A 16,861-nucleotide genomic window follows, 5' to 3' on the forward strand; every position below is an offset into this window, starting at 1 on the left:
CAGCGGGGTTCAATGCAAATCCGTGGCCATGCCCCGAAACGCGCTGGGACTGAGCCCCGTCCAGCGTTTGAACGCCCGGCGAAAGCTGCGTACGTCACTGTAGCCCACCTCTTGGGTAATACGTTCAATGGACAGGCCAGGGTTGCCCAGCAAGCCCATGCAGCGGGCGCGACGTACCTGTTCCAGCAAGGCCTCGAACGTCAGCCCATGGTCCGTCAGGCGCCGGCGCAGTGTGCGCCCACTCACGTTCAGGTCACTGGCGACTTTTCCCAGTTGGCTGCCCTGCAAGTCGCGGGAAATGGCGCGTTCCACCGCCTGGATCAGGTCCATTTTGCGGTGCAGTCGGGCACTTTCCATCTCCAGCAGGCCCAAGGCCAGGGCATGGTGGTTAGGCAACGGCACGTCCAGCCACCGCGTCTCCAGGACCATACGGTTGTGCAGGCGGCCAAAGCGTACATCGTCACCGAACAAGCGCGGGTACTCGGCGGCAAACACCTGGACCTCGGCATAGGGCAACCGGCATTCGACATCAACCATGACCTCCTGCGCGCTTTCATGGGCGCGTGAGTTCGCGATGCCGCCGCAGGCCCAGCAGGACCAGTAGCAAACCGATGTGACGGGGGGGTCGTAGACCACATAGCCACCTTCTTTTTTTATGTATGAACAGCTGGGCTCACACTAAGTCAGTGGCGGTGCGGTGTTGAGGCTATTGGGGGACACAAAGGGGGGCTTGGGCGGACAGGGTCGGGCAACCGGCGCTGCAAAGGTTCTGGATCAAGCCTCCTGGAACGGGCCCTTCAGGTATCGGTCAATAACTGCGAAAGTCTCGGGCGTAGCTGCGGGTGCTCGGGCAGACGCAGACCGAATACCTCTTGCAACAGTGCCAACAGTTCATCGACATCGCAGATCTTGCGTTTCTCACTGTCCCGGCCCAGGTGATGGACGGCGTAGTTCGCATTGTGCAAGGTGCGGCGCAGTCCTGGTCCGATCAGTGCCACTTTCAATTGCCCCAGAAACGGCGAAGCGGGATGAGTCGAGACATACCAGTTGCCCATTTCGTAGTCGAAGTGCGACTGCAGCTGCAGGTCAAACACATACAGCCCGCGCCATTCCCCGCCCACCTGGGCCCACAAGGTGTAGCTGCCCTCGTTCAAGGTCAGGCGATAGGGTTCATGGGTCGTGGCCTGGGGCGCGTGGTCATCCAGGCGCAAAGGGCTGGTCGGCACCATGCCACCAAAGCCGACGTCGGTGATGTAGCGCTCACCTTGCAGGGTTACCAGGCTCAGGCGATGAGCGCGAGCGGTCAGCGCATCGGGTGGCCCACCCATGACTACGCGGCCAGTGATGCCCCGTGCGGTGAAGCCCAGTTCTTGCAACAGCGCCAGGAACAGTTGGTTGAGTTCGTAGCAATAGCCACCTCGCCCGTCCAGCAGGACTTTTTGCTCGACGCTGGCCAGATCGATGGGGACCGGCACCTGCAGCAGGGTCGACAGGCTTTCGAAGGCAAAGGTACTGACATGACGCAATTGCAACTGCATCAAGGTCTCCAATGTTGGGGCTGGCGGTGTGTCGTACCCCAGGCGTTGCAGGTACAGACGGCTGTGAGTCAGGCTCGGTGAATCCTGGGACATGGGGCGATCCTTGGACAGGGGGCGAAGGTTTTACTAATACCTGCAACCGATGCCGCTGCCAATACTGATCGGGAGCTACAGGTCAGCCGGTTGCAGCACAAACTTTCTGAACCTTTCTAAACCTGATTGCATCAACTCCATATCAAAACAGGGAGGCAATATGGGTACGGCAACGATCTACACCATCCATTACAGGCTGCACGGCGAACCCAAGTCCTTTGTGGTGCGGGCGGAGGCGATGAACAACGCCGAGGCATGGCATTGGGCCAGCTGTGATGCAGGGGTGGCCCACGTCGGGCGCATTGGTCGTCCTGGCCATGAGCGCACCAAGAAGACCACCCGCCCCTGGGCGGAAAAATACGGCATCACCGAAGTGACCTGGGTTGCACCCAAGCGTTTGTAGAAGGGCTTGCCGGCGATGAGCCTTTGGGCTGATGCGTCGGACTCGAAGCCCTATCGCTGGCAAGCCAGCTCCTACGGGCGGTTCCAGGGCTATTGGGGGTTGAGATTGCCTGATGGATCATAAGCCGGCTGCTTGCCGGCTTTGTGCTTCTTGTCCATTACAGAAAGCGCCAGCGTACAACTTTCTCACACTGCCCCATAAACCATGAGAAGATGCCGCGCCGCGCAATACCCCTACTTAGCTCATGGAGACTGCATCCCGCATGTTTGAGATCAAACCTGTCGATCCGCAAACCTATCGCCAGCAAACCCGTCGCAGCACGTTGATTGTCGCGGTGATTTTCGTCGCCCTGGCCATGCTGCTGTCGAGCCTGGCCGTGATGCTGTTTGGCGAGCCCGGCGGCGACAACTTTCGCTTCAACATCGGTGGTGTGGTGGCTGGCGTCGTGCTGACCATTGCCTTGGTACGCGGCCCGCTCTGGTCACAGCCTTGGCTGGCACCGGCGGTCTATGGCTGGCAGCTCAAGCGCAACCTGATGCGTGTGACCAACGTGATGCACAAGGTGACCGAGCGGGTACAGGCCAACGATCCGGCGGCGCTGAAACTGCTGCGGTTCTATCACCTGGGGCTGACCCAGATGCACGAACTGGACGCCAATTCCAGTGCACAAGCGCAACTGGTCGGGGAGATCGAACAACACAAGGCGCAGATGAAGGCCCTGGGGCTCAAGGCTGAGCAAACACGCCTGGACCCGGCCTGGTTGAAGGCGATGAAGGACAACTGACGGTGTAGGAACCCACTTGCGGGCGATGGCGATACTCAAACCGCTATCGCCCGCAAGCGGGTTCCTACAAGGGTCAGGCAGGGAAGATCGTGCTTAGGTCCAGATGCCCGTCCTTGAGCGGCGGGCACCAGTAGTAGCCACCGGTCAACGGCGTGCTGATGCGGTACAGGCCATCGACAATCCCGTCCTCCAGACCACTCATGCGACGCAGCTGGGCCTCAAAGGCCTCGAAGGAATGGCCGAACGCGAGGAACATCAACCCCGCCTGGCCATTTTCGGCCCAGGGCATGGAGCGGCGCACGACGAAGGCTTCGGGGGTGAAACTCTCCTGGGCAGTGCGCTTGACATGGGCGGACTCGGGGGCATCGTCCAGTTCTTCGTTATCGCCATGGCGACGACCGATGATGTGGTCGCGCTCCTGGGCCGGCAGGGCCGCGAAGCCGTCCAGGTCGTGTTGCCATTGCTGGATCGCGGCAAAGCTCGCGCCACTGCCGGCGATTGCGGCCTGGACGGCGGCATCGTCATGGGGGTTTTCGGTGCCGTCTTCGTAGTCGGTCAGGTCAAAGCCGGTCTTGTAGCGGAACCCTTCCGTCATCTGTACCAGGCGAAACGCCGGTGCCAGGTTTTTTTCAAAGGCTCGGCTGCGCAGCAGCAATTCACCACGGTCTTCGCCATGCAGCCAACACCATAAGGCCTGTTGGGTGGACGGGTTGTTGGCGCCAGGCCCCGCCATGTGCGGGAAGCTGCGCAGCCCTTCGATGTGGGCACCGAGTGCATTGACCAGCGGCTCACCCAACCCCACCACCACTGCCGAGTCGGCCAACTGCACCAGCGCATCGAGCGCAGCCGGCACGGCGTCAATGGACTCGATGGCAAAAAACAGATGGCGTGCCTGCAACGGCACCGGTGCGGCAAGAATGCCCGGCTGGTACTGACTCATATGAACTCCTTCAAGAAAGCCGCGTAGTTTACCCGGCACAGCCCCACAGTGCGTAGGGAAATACGCGTAAGCCTTGCAACAGAGCCCTCGGATGGGGGAATCTCTGGGTCAAGTTCTGCAACCACTCCAGGGGTAGCGACATGACCACCGATCACCTGCTTGCCAATCTGTTTCCCAGCGCCCATGACATTCCCGAGCAATTTCGCCTCGCCGCCCCCATCGAACAGCGCGACTACCTGGTAGACGGCCAATTGCGCACGTGGGACGGTCCCCTGGCCCAAGTCCGCAGCCCGGTCCAATTGGCGGGCGCTGACGGCGACACGCCAGTGATCATTGGCAGTACGCCCCTACTGGACGCCGAGACCGCCCTGCTCGCCCTCGATGCCGCAGTGCGTGCCTATGATCGTGGCCAGGGCCAATGGCCCACCCTGCGCGTGGTCGAGCGTATCCAGCACGTCGAGGCGTTTTTTCGGCGCATGCGCGAACAGCGCGATGCCGTGGTGAAACTGCTGATGTGGGAAATCGGCAAGAACCTCAAGGACTCCCAGAAAGAATTCGACCGCACCTGCGACTACATCACCGACACCATCAATGCCCTCAAGGAACTGGACCGCCGCTCCAGCCGCTTCGAGCTGGAACAGGACACCCTGGGGCAGATCCGTCGCGTGCCCATGGGCGTGGCATTGTGCATGGGCCCCTACAACTACCCGCTCAATGAGACCTTCACCACGCTGATCCCGGCGCTGATCATGGGCAACACCGTGGTGTTCAAGCCAGCCAAGCTCGGCGTGCTGCTGATCCGTCCCTTGCTGGAAGCCTTCCGCGACAGCTTCCCGGCCGGGGTCATCAATGTGATCTATGGCAGCGGCCGTGAAACGGTCAGTGCGCTGATGGCCAGCGGCAAGGTGGATATCTTTGCGTTTATCGGCACCAACAAGGCGGCCAGTGATTTGAAGAAACTGCACCCGCGCCCCCATCGCCTGCGCGCGGCCCTGGGGTTGGATGCGAAAAACCCCGGTATCGTGCTGCCCGAGGTCGATCTGGATAATGCGGTCAACGAAGCCGTCACCGGCGCGCTGTCCTTCAACGGCCAGCGCTGCACCGCGTTGAAAATCCTGTTTGTGCATGAAGCCGTGGTCGAGCGGTTCATCGAGAAGTTCAACCAGAAACTCGCCACCCTCAAACCGGGCATGCCCTGGGAGGACGGTGTGGCGCTGACACCGCTGCCGGAAGTGGGCAAGGTGGACTACCTCAACGGCCTGGTGGCCGATGCCGCGCAACACGGGGCCAAAGTGGTGAACGCCAATGGCGGTGCCAGCCGTGGCTCGTTCTTCTATCCTGCGGTGCTGTACCCGGTGAACCCGCAGATGCGTGTGTATCACGAGGAGCAGTTCGGCCCGGTGGTGCCCATCGTGCCCTACCGCGACCTGGACACGGTGATCGACTACGTCCTGGAGTCGGATTTCGGTCAACAGCTGAGTATCTTCGGCACCGATCCGGCACAAGTCGGGCGCCTGGTGGACACCTTCGCCAACCAGGTGGGCCGGATCAATATCAACGCCCAATGCCAGCGCGGCCCCGATACGTTCCCGTTCAATGGTCGCAAGAACTCGGCCGAGGGCACGCTGTCGGTGCATGACGCGCTGCGGGTGTTCTCGATCCGCACTCTGGTGGCAACCAAGTTCCAGGACAGCAACAAGGCCCTGATCAGCGATATCATTCGTGACCGGGCGTCGAGCTTCCTGACCACCGACTACATTTTCTGACCCACACACACTTGTAGGAGCCCGCTTGCGGGCGATGGCGACTTCAAGATCGCTATCGCCCGCAAGCGGGCTCCTACAAGGGATTTGAGGCGCCTTTGTAAGCCATGAAGTTCTTTTCGACCCTGCACCTGCCGCCCCTCGCCCGCCGCCTGTTGCGGCCCCTGCTCGATCCCTATCGCCGTTATCGCCACGCCAAGTTGATCCATGCCGTACGCGTGTCCATCGGTCTGCTGGCCACCATCCTGCTCACTACCGGTCTCAACCTGCCCCATGGCGAATGGGCCTCAGTGACCATGCTGGTGGTGATTGGCGGTTTGCAACACCACGGCAACATCGGCAAGAAAGCGGTGGAGCGGGCCTATGGCACGCTGATCGGTGCCAGCGTCGGCCTGTTGCTGGTGGTGCAAGAAGCGTATGTAGGCCAGCCGCTGCTCACCTATCTGCTGATGTCGGTGGTGTGTGGGTTCTTTTCCTATCACGCCATCGGCAAGGGTGGATACACCGCGCTGCTATCAGCGATTACCGTGTTTATCGTTGCTGGCCATGGGGCTAACCCGTTGTCCGATGGTTTGTGGCGCACCGTCGACATCCTGATCGGCATCGCCCTGGCCCTGGCGTTTTCCTTCGCCCTGCCGCTGTATGCGGTGTATTCCTGGCGCTACAACCTGGCCAGCGCCCTGCGTGATTGCGCCACCCTCTACAGCCGGATCATCAGTGGCCAGTCGGTCACCGATGATGAGCATCTCAAGCTGCTCAACCGCTTGAATGCGGCCATGCTGCAACTGCGCTCGCTGATGCCGTCGGTGTCCAAGGAAGTGCGGATTTCCATGACCGAACTGGATGCGATCCAGCGGCATCTACGCATGTGCATCAGCACCCTGGAAATTCTCGGTAACACTCGACCTGATCCACGGGATAAACAGGCGCTGGCGCGTATGCAACTGACGCTCAAGGCTGAGCATCGGCAGATTCGCGTGCAGTTGGTCGGGATGGCGCGGGCGTTGAAATCCGGGGCGACAGAACGCCTGGAGCGAGAAAGCCACATTGCTGACGGCGAACCTACGCCGGTGTACAGCGCACTGGATGGATATCGGCTATTGACGCTGCAATTGATGGCGAATGTAAAAGCGATGCGCGAGCGGTTGGCCAAGAGCGCGGGACGCTGGGGGATTTGAGGAAACCCCCATCGGGAGATGGAGAAGTGGGACGGACTTATTCTATGAATAAATCCGTCCCGATGATTGCACTACCTGACCCCAACACCCAGGTATCGACTACGAACCCATTGCTTGATTATTGCTTCGCCTCCGGTGTTTATGTTCCTCCCGTAGTAGTAGCTGAAGAAGAAGAAGCTATGTGAGAAGGTACTTGACCAGTACAAGGCGTTCCCCATCGGCCAGCGATTGCCATACGCATTGCTCAGGTCGCGCAGTTCATGGATATTGGCCAGACGTACCCCCCGCCGGCTGGCCGCATTGAGGATGTCGGTGTAAGTTCCGGCCCCCAGGCCGTAGCACTGGACAACGCCCCCAACCGATACCGTGTAACTCCTGGTTTGTGGCGGCACCGAGTTATCGCGGACACTGATCGTTGTCGAGCCATTGCCCCGCACACTCACGAACCCTGCCTGTGTCACGACGGCAACCCCGGTGTTGCTCGACGAATAGACGTATCCGGGCGTACCCCCCGAGGCGGTGCGGGTGATTGAGTTACCCGCGTTAAACGCCGGCAATACATCGGGATTTCCGGGAATCAGATAGGTACGTCCCGTCAAACTGACCGGTGTTTCCGGGAAGACAAGCGGCGCGGTATGTACGATGGTGTACTGAGTTGTGGGGAATACAACGGCTGCGGATTTATCAGAACTGCCGTCAAAGGTCACAAACACCGACACCACGACCGCTGCATTGTTCTGCAGACTCAGCAGCCAACTGCGCAACACGGGTTTGTTCACAAGCCCGTTGGCCATTTCAATGGAGGTGATCGGGTAGGCCACCAAGACCTGCAGTGGAGCAACACCCGAACTGCTCAGGGTTACCCAGACACGCTGCCCGGTACGACTCAAGCGCCATTTAGCCAAGCCCAGCGAGGCATTACCGCTCATGCTGGAAGGTCTCAGTGCTCCTCCGTGGGCAACACCATTGATCAACGCGCGTGGTAATTGACCGGGCTGGATAGTGGCGACCGTGACCTTTTGTTCATCGGACTCACCCGTGCCGCCGCGCCCAAGCTCTGTTGTGTATTGCAGAGAGAAAACGCTCTTTACGCTTTGGGCAAGCACATCATTGGAGATGTTAAAGGTAACAGTCCCGCCAGCCAGGCCGTCCTGTGTCCCGATTTCAATAACGACGCCACTGGCCAGGATCCAGTACAGGGTAATGCGGTCCGTTCCGCCAACGTTCATGTTGTCGTAACTCACCAGCACCTGGCACTTGTTTTCGACGACCACCGGATCAATCGTCACCTCTGGCCCATCAGCCGGTACAGAGTCTTTGATTCGAGGATGGGGAAACGTGTTGGCCACAAGCTGGACCATGTGATGTCGGACTTCGAACAACACGGCATTGGCCAAGTCTCCACTATGGTCGAAGGTGACCCAGAAACGGATCGTCAACTCTGACCAATCCTGCAAGTTACGCAAAGCCAGTACCGGGGTTTCGCTGGTGATGCCATTGATGACCTCCGTCCCATCGACATCTCGCCCCCGATAAACTTCGTTGACATAGGTATTCCCGTTATTGCGAATACCGTCATAGCGCAACCACATGCGCTGCCCCTGGTTTGCATAGATCCAGGGCGCGACACGGGTTTCGTCAAAGTCCTGGAGCAATGGCACTTCCAGCACGGCGTTGTGGCCAATGCTGTCGATCAATGGCCCCGCCGGGTGAACCAGCGGCAAGAGGTGCAACATCAGAACGGGTGAAGACGTTTCGAAGCCGTTGCGCAGGACCTTGAAAAATACCTGGATGGTGCGGCCACTGGGGTGGATGTTGAAACCGATAGGGGCGGTCGGAATCCTGAAATCAATAAAGGTGCCACTCTGGTTTTCCACCAGCTCAAAGTGACTCCCAAGCCCAGGAAGACCTTGCCAGCACACCTGAACCTTGTCGGTGGTTTTGATGAACTCATAACGCACCCGCACCGTTGCGCCATCTGGCCAGACCAACGCCGGGTCTAGTTCGTCAGATCCGGTTGTTGCTTGCAGCACCTCAGGCAGGAACAACTCTCCAAGGGCGGTGCCTATCGTGACCACCACCTCCTCAGAGTATTGAATGACGTCGAATCGCTGCCGCAAGTAGCTGACGGTAAGCGTGCCGTCGAGATTATCGATAAACAACCGCCGGGCGATATCAGCAATAAATGGGTTGCTTGCCACGCCCACGATGTACTCAACGGTTTCCCTGCCCGTCAGCGAGCCGATGAATTCAACAATGACGACGTCCCCGGATCTGAACTCATCCTGCAATTCAAGGGTGCCGACACTGCCAAGATGCGCAGGGTCGATGTTGCCATTGATAGCCTCCTGAATGATTGGGGCGCGCAAGTCTCTTGGAGGGCGGCCAATCTGCACCCATAAGCGATCCGATTCACGGCTTCCCGCAGCATCAGAGACAACATAGTGAATATTGGTATCACGCAGCCCTTCGAAAATGGAGTACACCGGATTAAGGAAATCCCGCAGCCGTGGATGAGCACCTGCTACACGTGAGCTTGACCGACGCTCGACACTGCCGTCCGGATGATGGGCAGAGATCTCAACTTTCAGTTCGTCCCCGGCGTTGCCTGGAGGTTGGTAATCAGGCATCCGCGTGGTGATAAAGGATAAATCCGCCGGGATTGACGGGCCGTGTGCCTGGTCAACCGAAGGCTTGGGCAACTCAAAACGAACCCCGGCCACCGTATAAGTTGATGTTCTGGAGGATAAGTCTTCCACCCCTGCTCTTTCCCGAACATACGACACGGATAGGGTGCTCTGGATCAACGATCTGACAAATTCGTTATGTATCGGGAACTCAAGGAATACATTCAGGCGAAGGACTTCCTGTCGCATTGTCAGGTTGACGTACTCGCCGTCAACCGTCGTGCCCTGGACCATCAGCACAATAAAGTCACCCACAATGAAAGGCCCATTGCGCAAAACCGCGACTTCGGCGGTCGCCGGTGCTCTGCCAAGCGCGTCGGCATCCAGTACCATCGTTGACTCATCGGCTTCGATGATGATGGGCTCGTCCAGCAATGTAAGGTCCAGGTCCACTACCACTGGCACCGGTTTGCACCATGGCTGTAACTCGCCAGAGCGGTTCAGCACCTCATCGTACAAATAGAACTGCACGACAAAATGCCCTGAGTCGGCAAAGTGCAAAAAGTCTCGATCAATATGAAAAACCAGATCCTGTCCAACCTGGCCCTCCGTGATCGGCGGAACATCAAACCTGTGTGCCCCCCAGTAGAACATGACCAGGTCATTGACCCGCATGTTCTCCCAATGCTTGATCGTGGCGGTAACGCCGCGGGCTGCCACAACGGAGTCAATAAGGGTATCCGACAGCGTCAGCAGCAATTTGGAGTGCCAACTCTCATGGGGCCGTTCATCGGCACCACCTGGCCGGGTCTCCTTGGTAAACACGCGCTGGGGCGCTGATGTGCTGATCCGTCCGCTACCAACTCTTTCGACTTCTCCAAATACATCCGATACAAAGCCCAGCGGCACATGTTCCCTGAGGACGGTCAAGAAAAACCGGCGGTCGCTGAAGCTCTCTGACGTCACCTCTTCCTGCTTAAGGAGTATTCCTTCCATATAGATTCGATAGACGTCCCCCACATTGATTTGGTCCCAACGCTCGAAGGCATAGGTCAAGCCTTCCTCCAGGTGACGGATTCCCACACCATAGGCGGCCCCTTCAACGGGGACGACCGCTGCGGGCGAGGTGTAGGGCGGCTCAAGATCCTCCACCACTCGAGGCAGTTCATCTGAAGAGGGTGACGGATCATTGTCAGAGCCTTCGGATATTGGAAGGGATATCTCTTGGGCTAGCTCAGGAATTTCCTGTGTTTCCAAGCTCTGATGGGGAGCGGCTCGTTTTTTAGGCATGATTTCTCTCCAGGTGTAGGGCGTGTAACGAACACGTCACTGGAGAAATCAAACGCTCGCGGTCCTCTAACGTCTAGCTGTCAAAGTTGACAGTAACGACGAGTGGTCAGAGCCTAATTGCAGAAAAATCTTACCTGGATTTTTTCTTACATTTTTTTCACGTTTTATTCACACTCACAAACGTAATGTGAAGCCTCATCCGTTACAAATGTTGCATATCAAGCCCGCCGCCCCAGCGGGCTTTTTTTGTGCGCAGTTTGATCTGAACGACACCGCCAACCCTGCGCGAGTAACTCCCGAACACCGGAGGGCTGCGCCAGGATCGACAGTCACCTGCCTCGCCAAAGCTCGACAACCTCCACATTTGATCAGTGTGACGGAGTCAGTGAACAACTTTGCTGACAGCCGGCAACGCGGACTGTTCGCGAATCGCGCGCTGGGTATCGAGTACCCGCGCCAGTGCCGTTTCGGCTTGCGGGCTTTGCTGCGGCACGCGGATGGCCGCCGAGACCAGCGTGATCAACTTGGCCATGACTTCAGCATCCGTTGCCGGGCGCCCCAAACTCATTGAGTTCATCAGCAGGCGCAGTTCGGTACCCGCCATCACCCCGGAAATCGCCTTCAGGGCAAATTGCAGGCGCACCCCCAGCTCATTGCGCGGCAGGTCGGGCAGCGCCAGGGCGAACGCCTCGAAGAAACGCTGGAACACCGGCTGGTAATGGACCTTGAGGTATTCCTGGATAAACGGCGAGGTATCGCTGTAGACCCGGCCCAGGAAGCGGATGAACGAACGCCCTTCGCCGCTGGCCGGGTCACTGCGCTCCAGGCCCATGGCCGGGGCAAACAACACGCCGAGCAAGGTATCGCAATCGAGCGGGCCGTCAGACTCTGCCTCGCAGCGGGCGAGCAATTCCAGGCGTTGCTCGTTGAGCGGTTCCAGGCGTTGCATGAGCAAGGTTTTCATCAGGGAGTCCTTGTCCCCGAAGTGATAGTTGACAGCGGCGAGGTTGACCTGAGCCTTCTCGGTGATTTGCCGCAATAACACGGCGTCGTAGCCGTACTTGATGAAAAGAGCCTCTGTCGCATCCAGCAGTCGAGTCTTGGTTACATTTGGAGCGCTGAGTTTCTTCGCGACCATATAAGTTCCACGGGGGAAATATGTTTTAAAAAAAAATTTGATTTTTTATACCGGGGCAGGTGCGCGAAAGCAAGTAGTGACACTGCGCCATACTATCCAAACGCCGTGCCGATCGCCCTGTAAACGGTTTTCCAGGGGCTGGCGCCGGTGCTTTTTAACCCCAGGCATCCGCTCTGCCACACCAAAAACCGCTCTATCTCTGTAGCTGGCGAAGCCGCTGGATCACAGTTACTATTCAAACAATGTTTTTAAAACAAGAATAAAAACCAGCTGTTGGCTGCCGCGCCACAGACCCTGAACATGTTACAAATATTTTCAGGATCAAACCGGGTTGCCACAGCGCAAGGCGTAGTCATGATGACAGACACCCCAACGCTCCCAGGCTTTATTTCTCTGCAAGGCATCGGCAAAAGCTATCAACTGGCCGGGCAGCACCTGAGCATTCTCAACGATGTCAGCCTGTCCATCGCCCGCGGAGAAAGCTGCGGCATCCTTGGCGCTTCCGGCTCCGGCAAAAGCACCCTGCTCAACATCCTCGGCCTGCTGGACCTGCCCGACTGCGGCGCCTATCACTTCGCCGGCCACGACATATTCGACGCCACAGCGGATCAACTGGCCGCGATTCGCAACCAGCAGATCGGCTTTGTGTTCCAGAGCTTCAACCTGCTGCCGCGCCTCAGCGCCTTGGACAACGTAGCCCTGCCCCTGGCTTATCGCGGGGTGTCGCGCCAGGAATCGGTGGCGCGGGCCCTGCATATGTTGGAGCAGGTCGGCCTGGCCGAACGGGCCCACCACCGCCCCGCCGACCTCTCCGGCGGCCAGCGCCAGCGGGTGGCCATTGCCCGGGCGCTGGTGGGCGCGCCAGGGGTGATCCTGGCTGACGAGCCCACCGGCAACCTCGACAGCCACACCGCCCGCGACATCATGGATCTGCTGCTGGCCCTGAACCACGAGCAGGGCGTCACGTTGATCATCGTCACCCACGACGCGCATATCGCCGAACGCCTGAACCGTCAGGTATTGGTACGCAACGGCGTGGTCCATGAGGCTGAGTGCGTATGAGCCTGGGGGTCGCACAGAGCCTGAGCCAATTGCTCCACGAAGCGTTTGTCAGCCTGCGAACCCTGGGCAAGCGCTCCATCCTGGCCTTGCTGGGAATCGTCATCGGCAGTTCGTCGGTGGTCGCGCTGATCAATATCGGGCATAACGCCGCCGAAGATGCGGCCATGATTTTCAAGGACATGGGCACCGACACCCTGGTGGCGCAGTTCCCGCCCAAGGCCGGCAGTGTGGCGCGCATGCCCAACAGCCTCAATCTGCAAGCCGTACACCAGGCGGTGCCCGGCATTGCCCATATCGGCGCGATTTCCTCGTTCAGCGGCCCCGTCATCTTTCATGGCCGCACCACCAACGCCGGCTTGATTGGCAGCACCCCTGGCCTCAAGGACGCCATGCGCCTGGTACTGCGCGAAGGTCGCTTCCTGTCCGAGTTCGACAGCGGCGAAACCTTCGCGGTGATCGGCGACCAGATCGCCCAGGCGTTAAGCGCGCCCGGCGACCCATTGCGCCTGGGCGATCGGGTGCGGGTCAACGACTATCTGTTCCTGATCATCGGCATCCTGCAGAACCAGCCGCGGTCGATGCTGATCCCGGTGCAAATCAACGAATCACTGTTCATCCCTGCCGCCGGCATGCGCCGCATCTATTCCTCACCCCAGGTCGGCAGCGTAGTCCTGCGCGCAGCGGCCGGCCAGGACATGGAGCGCATCGCCGCCGACGCCACCAAGGCCTTGAGCGCGCAACTCCCTGAGCACACCGTCGAGATCCAGATCCCCCAGCAAATGATCGACGGCATGACCCGGCAAAGTCGCACATTCGCCTATCTGCTGCTGGCCCTGGGTGCCATCTCCCTGGTCGGCGGCGGGGTCGGCGTGATGAATGTGATGCTGATGAACGTTTCGCAGCGCCGCCGGGAAATCGGCATCCGCATGGCCCTGGGCGCCCGCCAGCGGGATATCCGCAACCTGTTCCTGCTCGAAGCCGTCACCCTCACGGCGGTCGGCGCGCTGTGCGGCGCGGTACTGGGCATGAGCGCCGCCTATCTCTACGCATGGCTGTCGGGCTGGCAGTTTTCCCTCGCCGTGTCGGCCCTGCCCCTGGGGGTGGGCAGTACGTTGTTGGTGGGATTGTTTTTCGGTATCTACCCGGCCGTCTCGGCGTCACACTTGCAGCCAGTGGAGGCCCTGCGCGATGAATAAATCCCTGCTGTTGCTGATCACCCTGGCAAGCCTGCCCTGTGTGGCCGCCGATATCGTGATCCGGCCCTCGGCGCCGACCACCACGCGCAGTGGCTATGAACGCAGTGTCTCGCTCAATGCCCAGCTCACCACCCTGACCCTGGGCGATGCAGTGTACCTGGGCTTGCGCAACAACCCGGCGATTCGCAGCGCGTACCTGCAACGGGTGGCACAGAAGTTCGACCTGCGGGTGGCCGAAGATACCTTCACCCCCAAGCTGGTACTCAACAGTGCCTACCGCACCACCCAAGGCAGCGACGACCGTACCCGAAATGCCAACCTGGCCCCCACCACCAGCTTGCTTGGCGAATACGGTACCCGGTTGAGCATGGGCTGGACCCAACAACTGAACAACGCTAACCGCGCCGGGCGTTACCGCAGCGACGGCCTGGACCTGGCCGTCATCCAGCCATTGATGCGCGGTGCGGGCTGGGACGCCACCACCGCCCCCCTGCGGTTGTCGCGTCTTTCCGAGCAGGCCAACCGCTTGAACCTCAAGGCCAACGTCGCGCAGACCATCAGCCAGATCATCTCCACCTACCGCGAATTGTTGCGTGCCCAGGAACAACTGAATATCGCCCAGGACGCGCTCAAGCGCTCCAATACCCTGTTGGATGTGAACAAGGCGCTGATCAGTGCCGGGCGCATGGCCGAATTCGAGATCGTCCAGACCGAAGCCGACATCGCCTCCCAGCAATTGAGCGTCGAGGAATCCCAGAATCAGCTGGATATGAGTCGCCTGTCGTTGCTGCGCCTGTTGGCCCTGGACCTGGCGACCCCGATCCGCGCCACCGAAGCCCTGGAAGCGTCGCGCATGGACATCGACAAACGCGAGGCCTTCAACCTGGCGCAGAACCAGCAGCCCGAGTACCTGGCGGCCCTGCTGGGCAGCCAACAGGCCGACCTCAACCTGGTATTGGCCAAGGACTCCGGGCGCTGGCAGGTCGATCTGGTAGGCGGCGCCAACCAGATCCGTGCCAATACCGATAACGACGCGGGCAGCACCAGCAATCGGCGCTGGGACAGCTATGCCGGCGTGCAGGTGCGCATTCCCATCGGCGATATCAGTACCCGCCAGGCCGAAGTCCGCGCCCGGGTGGATGTGGAGAACCAGGCGATCCTGATCACCGACGCGCGCCAGGAACTGGAGCGCAGCGTCAATAACGTGGTACGCGACCTTGGCACCCGCTGGCGCCAGTATGAAATTGCCCAGCGGGCCGTGGAACTGTCCCGGCGCAAGATCGATATCGAACGGGACAAACTCGCCGCCGGGCGCTCCACCAACTTCCAGGTACTGAGTTTCGAGGCTGATTTGCGCAACGCCGAAAATGCTCGCCTGAACGCACTGATTGCTTATCTGAATGCCCAGACCCAGCTCGATCTGACGCTGGGCATGACCCTGGAAAGCTGGGAAATCGCCCTCAATGACTACTAAAAAAGCCCTCCTGGGCGCTGGATTGCTGATATTGCTGGGCGCTGCCGGATTTGCGCTGCTCAGTCGCCCAACGCCTGCCGCCGACCAGAGCGCCGCAGCCGAGCAATGGCTGGAGGTAAAGAATGACTCCCTGGTACACCAGATCGGCCTGGTAGGCAGGATCGAACCAGACACCACGATGACCCTCACCGCACCCTTCGACGGCAACGTGCAAGCCAACCTGGTGGAACAGGGCCAACGGGTCGAAGCCGGCCAGGTCCTGTTGCGCATGGACCCTGCCACCCTTGAAGTACAACTGCGCGAAGCGCTCTCCACACAGCTCAAGGCCCGGCGTACCGTGCAGGAAATGCAGGACTGGGACGCCGGCCCAACCGTCAGCCGTGCCCGACGCAGCCTGCGTATCTCGCAAATGAGCGCCGACAACACCCAGCGCAAACTGGTGGAAAGCGAGAACCTGTTCAAGCGCGGCATCATCCCGCGCAACGAACTGGACGACCTCAAGCAACAGGCCCAGCAGCAACAGCTGGACCTGGCCGCCGCCCACAGTGAACTGCAGCAGGCCCTGGGCCAGGGCAGAGGCGAATACCGGCAGATTGCAGACATGGAACTGACCAACGCCACCGTCAAGTACGAGGCCCTGCGCAAGTTGCTCGATGGCCAGGAGGTCAAGGCACCGTTTTCCGGTATTGTCGTGCCCCCACCGGGCAGCAGCAGCCCCCAGGGCGGCAGCAACAACACTGCACCGGTGCAGGCGGGCAGCAAGGTCGGCCAAGGGCAGGTGCTATTCGGGCTGGCCAATATCGAACGCCTGAAAATCGTTGCCAAAGTCTCGGAACTGGACATCAACCAGCTGCATCAGGGCCAGTCGGTGGAGGTAATGGGCGACGGTTTTGATGGCGAGCGCCTGAGTGGCTCGGTCAGCGTGGTCAGCAGCCTGGCGATCGCCAATGACAGCCAGGGCAGCGCGCAATTCCCAGTGACGTTGTCCATACCCAAATTGACTGAGCAACAACTACAAAGGGTCCGCCTGGGCATGAGCGCGCGCCTGACCATCGTCACCTACAACAACGACCAGGCGATCATCGTACCGGCCCAGGCGATCAGCCATGGGGAAGATGGGCTTTCGGTGGAATATCGCGCAGCCATGAACAAGCCGATGGAGCGGGTGAAAATCACCACGGGACAATCGACTGCCCAAGGGGTGGAAGTGTTTGGTCTCAAGCCTGGGTTTATCAAAACGGGCTTGTGAAGCCCTTTGCATCGTGCCTGAAAAAAATTTGAGGAATTTACCTACAGGAATGCAGGAAACTTACCACCTCATAACATATTGTAAAAAAACACCCTTTAGAAAAATATTGTCATCCGATTTGCCTAG

12 protein-coding genes and 1 pseudogene are annotated in these 16,861 nt (G+C 59.6%); 8 read left to right on the top strand and 5 right to left on the bottom strand.

All coding sequences use genetic code 11. The features are described 5' to 3' along the window. Positions 1 to 9 precede the first annotated feature (9 nt). Together HZ99_RS04425 and HZ99_RS04430 are read right to left on the bottom strand one after the other, a co-directional pair. A pseudogene (locus HZ99_RS04425) lies at positions 10 to 582 on the bottom strand (helix-turn-helix domain-containing protein); the annotation flags it as partial. A gap of 215 nt (positions 583 to 797) precedes the next feature. Next, entirely contained in the window at positions 798 to 1,631 is an 834-nt protein-coding gene (locus tag HZ99_RS04430) for an arylamine N-acetyltransferase family protein (RefSeq protein ID WP_038441575.1), read from the bottom strand. Between the two features lie 160 nt (positions 1,632 to 1,791). On the opposite strand from HZ99_RS04430, the gene HZ99_RS04435 reads away from it, so the two are divergent. After that, positions 1,792 to 2,034, top strand: a complete 243-nt coding sequence (locus HZ99_RS04435) for a DUF6555 family protein (protein WP_038441576.1) — start codon at positions 1,792 to 1,794, stop codon at positions 2,032 to 2,034. A 262-nt stretch (positions 2,035 to 2,296) separates the two neighbouring features. Continuing rightward, the gene (locus HZ99_RS04440; protein WP_038441577.1) at positions 2,297 to 2,818 is read left to right on the top strand and encodes a DUF3087 domain-containing protein; all 522 of its coding nucleotides are present in this window, start codon (positions 2,297 to 2,299) and stop codon (positions 2,816 to 2,818) included. Positions 2,819 to 2,891: 73 nt separating this feature from the next. Here the strand turns inward: HZ99_RS04440 and HZ99_RS04445 are convergent, their stop codons facing one another. After that, complete coding sequence (locus HZ99_RS04445) at positions 2,892 to 3,758, bottom strand: Dyp-type peroxidase (protein ID WP_038441578.1); 867 nt, start codon at positions 3,756 to 3,758, stop codon at positions 2,892 to 2,894. Between the two features lie 140 nt (positions 3,759 to 3,898). Here HZ99_RS04445 and HZ99_RS04450 point away from each other — a divergent pair, with 140 nt between their 5' ends. Both HZ99_RS04450 and HZ99_RS04455 read left to right on the top strand, forming a co-directional pair. Beyond that, on the top strand, positions 3,899 to 5,524 hold the full coding sequence (locus HZ99_RS04450) for an NADP-dependent glyceraldehyde-3-phosphate dehydrogenase (protein WP_038441579.1): 1,626 nt from the start codon (positions 3,899 to 3,901) through the stop codon (positions 5,522 to 5,524). A 122-nt stretch (positions 5,525 to 5,646) separates the two neighbouring features. Further along, on the top strand, positions 5,647 to 6,699 hold the full coding sequence (locus HZ99_RS04455; protein WP_038447874.1) for an FUSC family protein: 1,053 nt from the start codon (positions 5,647 to 5,649) through the stop codon (positions 6,697 to 6,699). A gap of 71 nt (positions 6,700 to 6,770) precedes the next feature. Here HZ99_RS04455 and HZ99_RS04460 read toward each other — a convergent pair whose 3' ends face one another. Together HZ99_RS04460 and HZ99_RS04465 are read right to left on the bottom strand one after the other, a co-directional pair. Further along, on the bottom strand, positions 6,771 to 10,616 hold the full coding sequence (locus HZ99_RS04460) for an Ig-like domain-containing protein (RefSeq protein ID WP_235205564.1): 3,846 nt from the start codon (positions 10,614 to 10,616) through the stop codon (positions 6,771 to 6,773). Positions 10,617 to 10,998: 382 nt separating this feature from the next. Further along, positions 10,999 to 11,754, bottom strand: a complete 756-nt coding sequence (locus HZ99_RS04465; RefSeq protein ID WP_038441580.1) for a TetR/AcrR family transcriptional regulator — start codon at positions 11,752 to 11,754, stop codon at positions 10,999 to 11,001. 354 nt (positions 11,755 to 12,108) lie between these two features. Between HZ99_RS04465 and HZ99_RS04470 the strand changes: the two genes are divergently transcribed. Genes HZ99_RS04470 through HZ99_RS04485 form a run of 4 tightly spaced genes read left to right on the top strand, consistent with a single transcriptional unit; the run spans position 12,109 to position 16,735 of the window. Beyond that, positions 12,109 to 12,816 carry an ABC transporter ATP-binding protein gene (locus HZ99_RS04470; RefSeq protein WP_038441581.1) on the top strand — a complete coding sequence of 236 codons (708 nt, stop codon included), beginning with the start codon at positions 12,109 to 12,111 and terminating at the stop codon, positions 12,814 to 12,816. Beyond that, entirely contained in the window at positions 12,813 to 14,012 is a 1,200-nt protein-coding gene (locus HZ99_RS04475) for an ABC transporter permease (RefSeq protein ID WP_038441582.1), read from the top strand. The genes HZ99_RS04470 and HZ99_RS04475 overlap by 4 nt, the downstream gene beginning before the upstream one ends. After that, complete coding sequence (locus HZ99_RS04480; RefSeq protein WP_038441583.1) at positions 14,005 to 15,486, top strand: TolC family protein; 1,482 nt, start codon at positions 14,005 to 14,007, stop codon at positions 15,484 to 15,486. The genes HZ99_RS04475 and HZ99_RS04480 overlap by 8 nt, the downstream gene beginning before the upstream one ends. After that, a complete protein-coding gene (locus HZ99_RS04485) occupies positions 15,476 to 16,735 on the top strand; it encodes an efflux RND transporter periplasmic adaptor subunit (RefSeq protein ID WP_038441584.1) in 1,260 nt (419 codons plus the stop codon). The genes HZ99_RS04480 and HZ99_RS04485 overlap by 11 nt, the downstream gene beginning before the upstream one ends. The last annotated feature ends 126 nt before the right edge of the window (positions 16,736 to 16,861 follow it).

It is taken from the genome of Pseudomonas fluorescens (assembly GCF_000730425.1).
GTDB classification, from domain to species: domain Bacteria; phylum Pseudomonadota; class Gammaproteobacteria; order Pseudomonadales; family Pseudomonadaceae; genus Aquipseudomonas; species Aquipseudomonas fluorescens_X.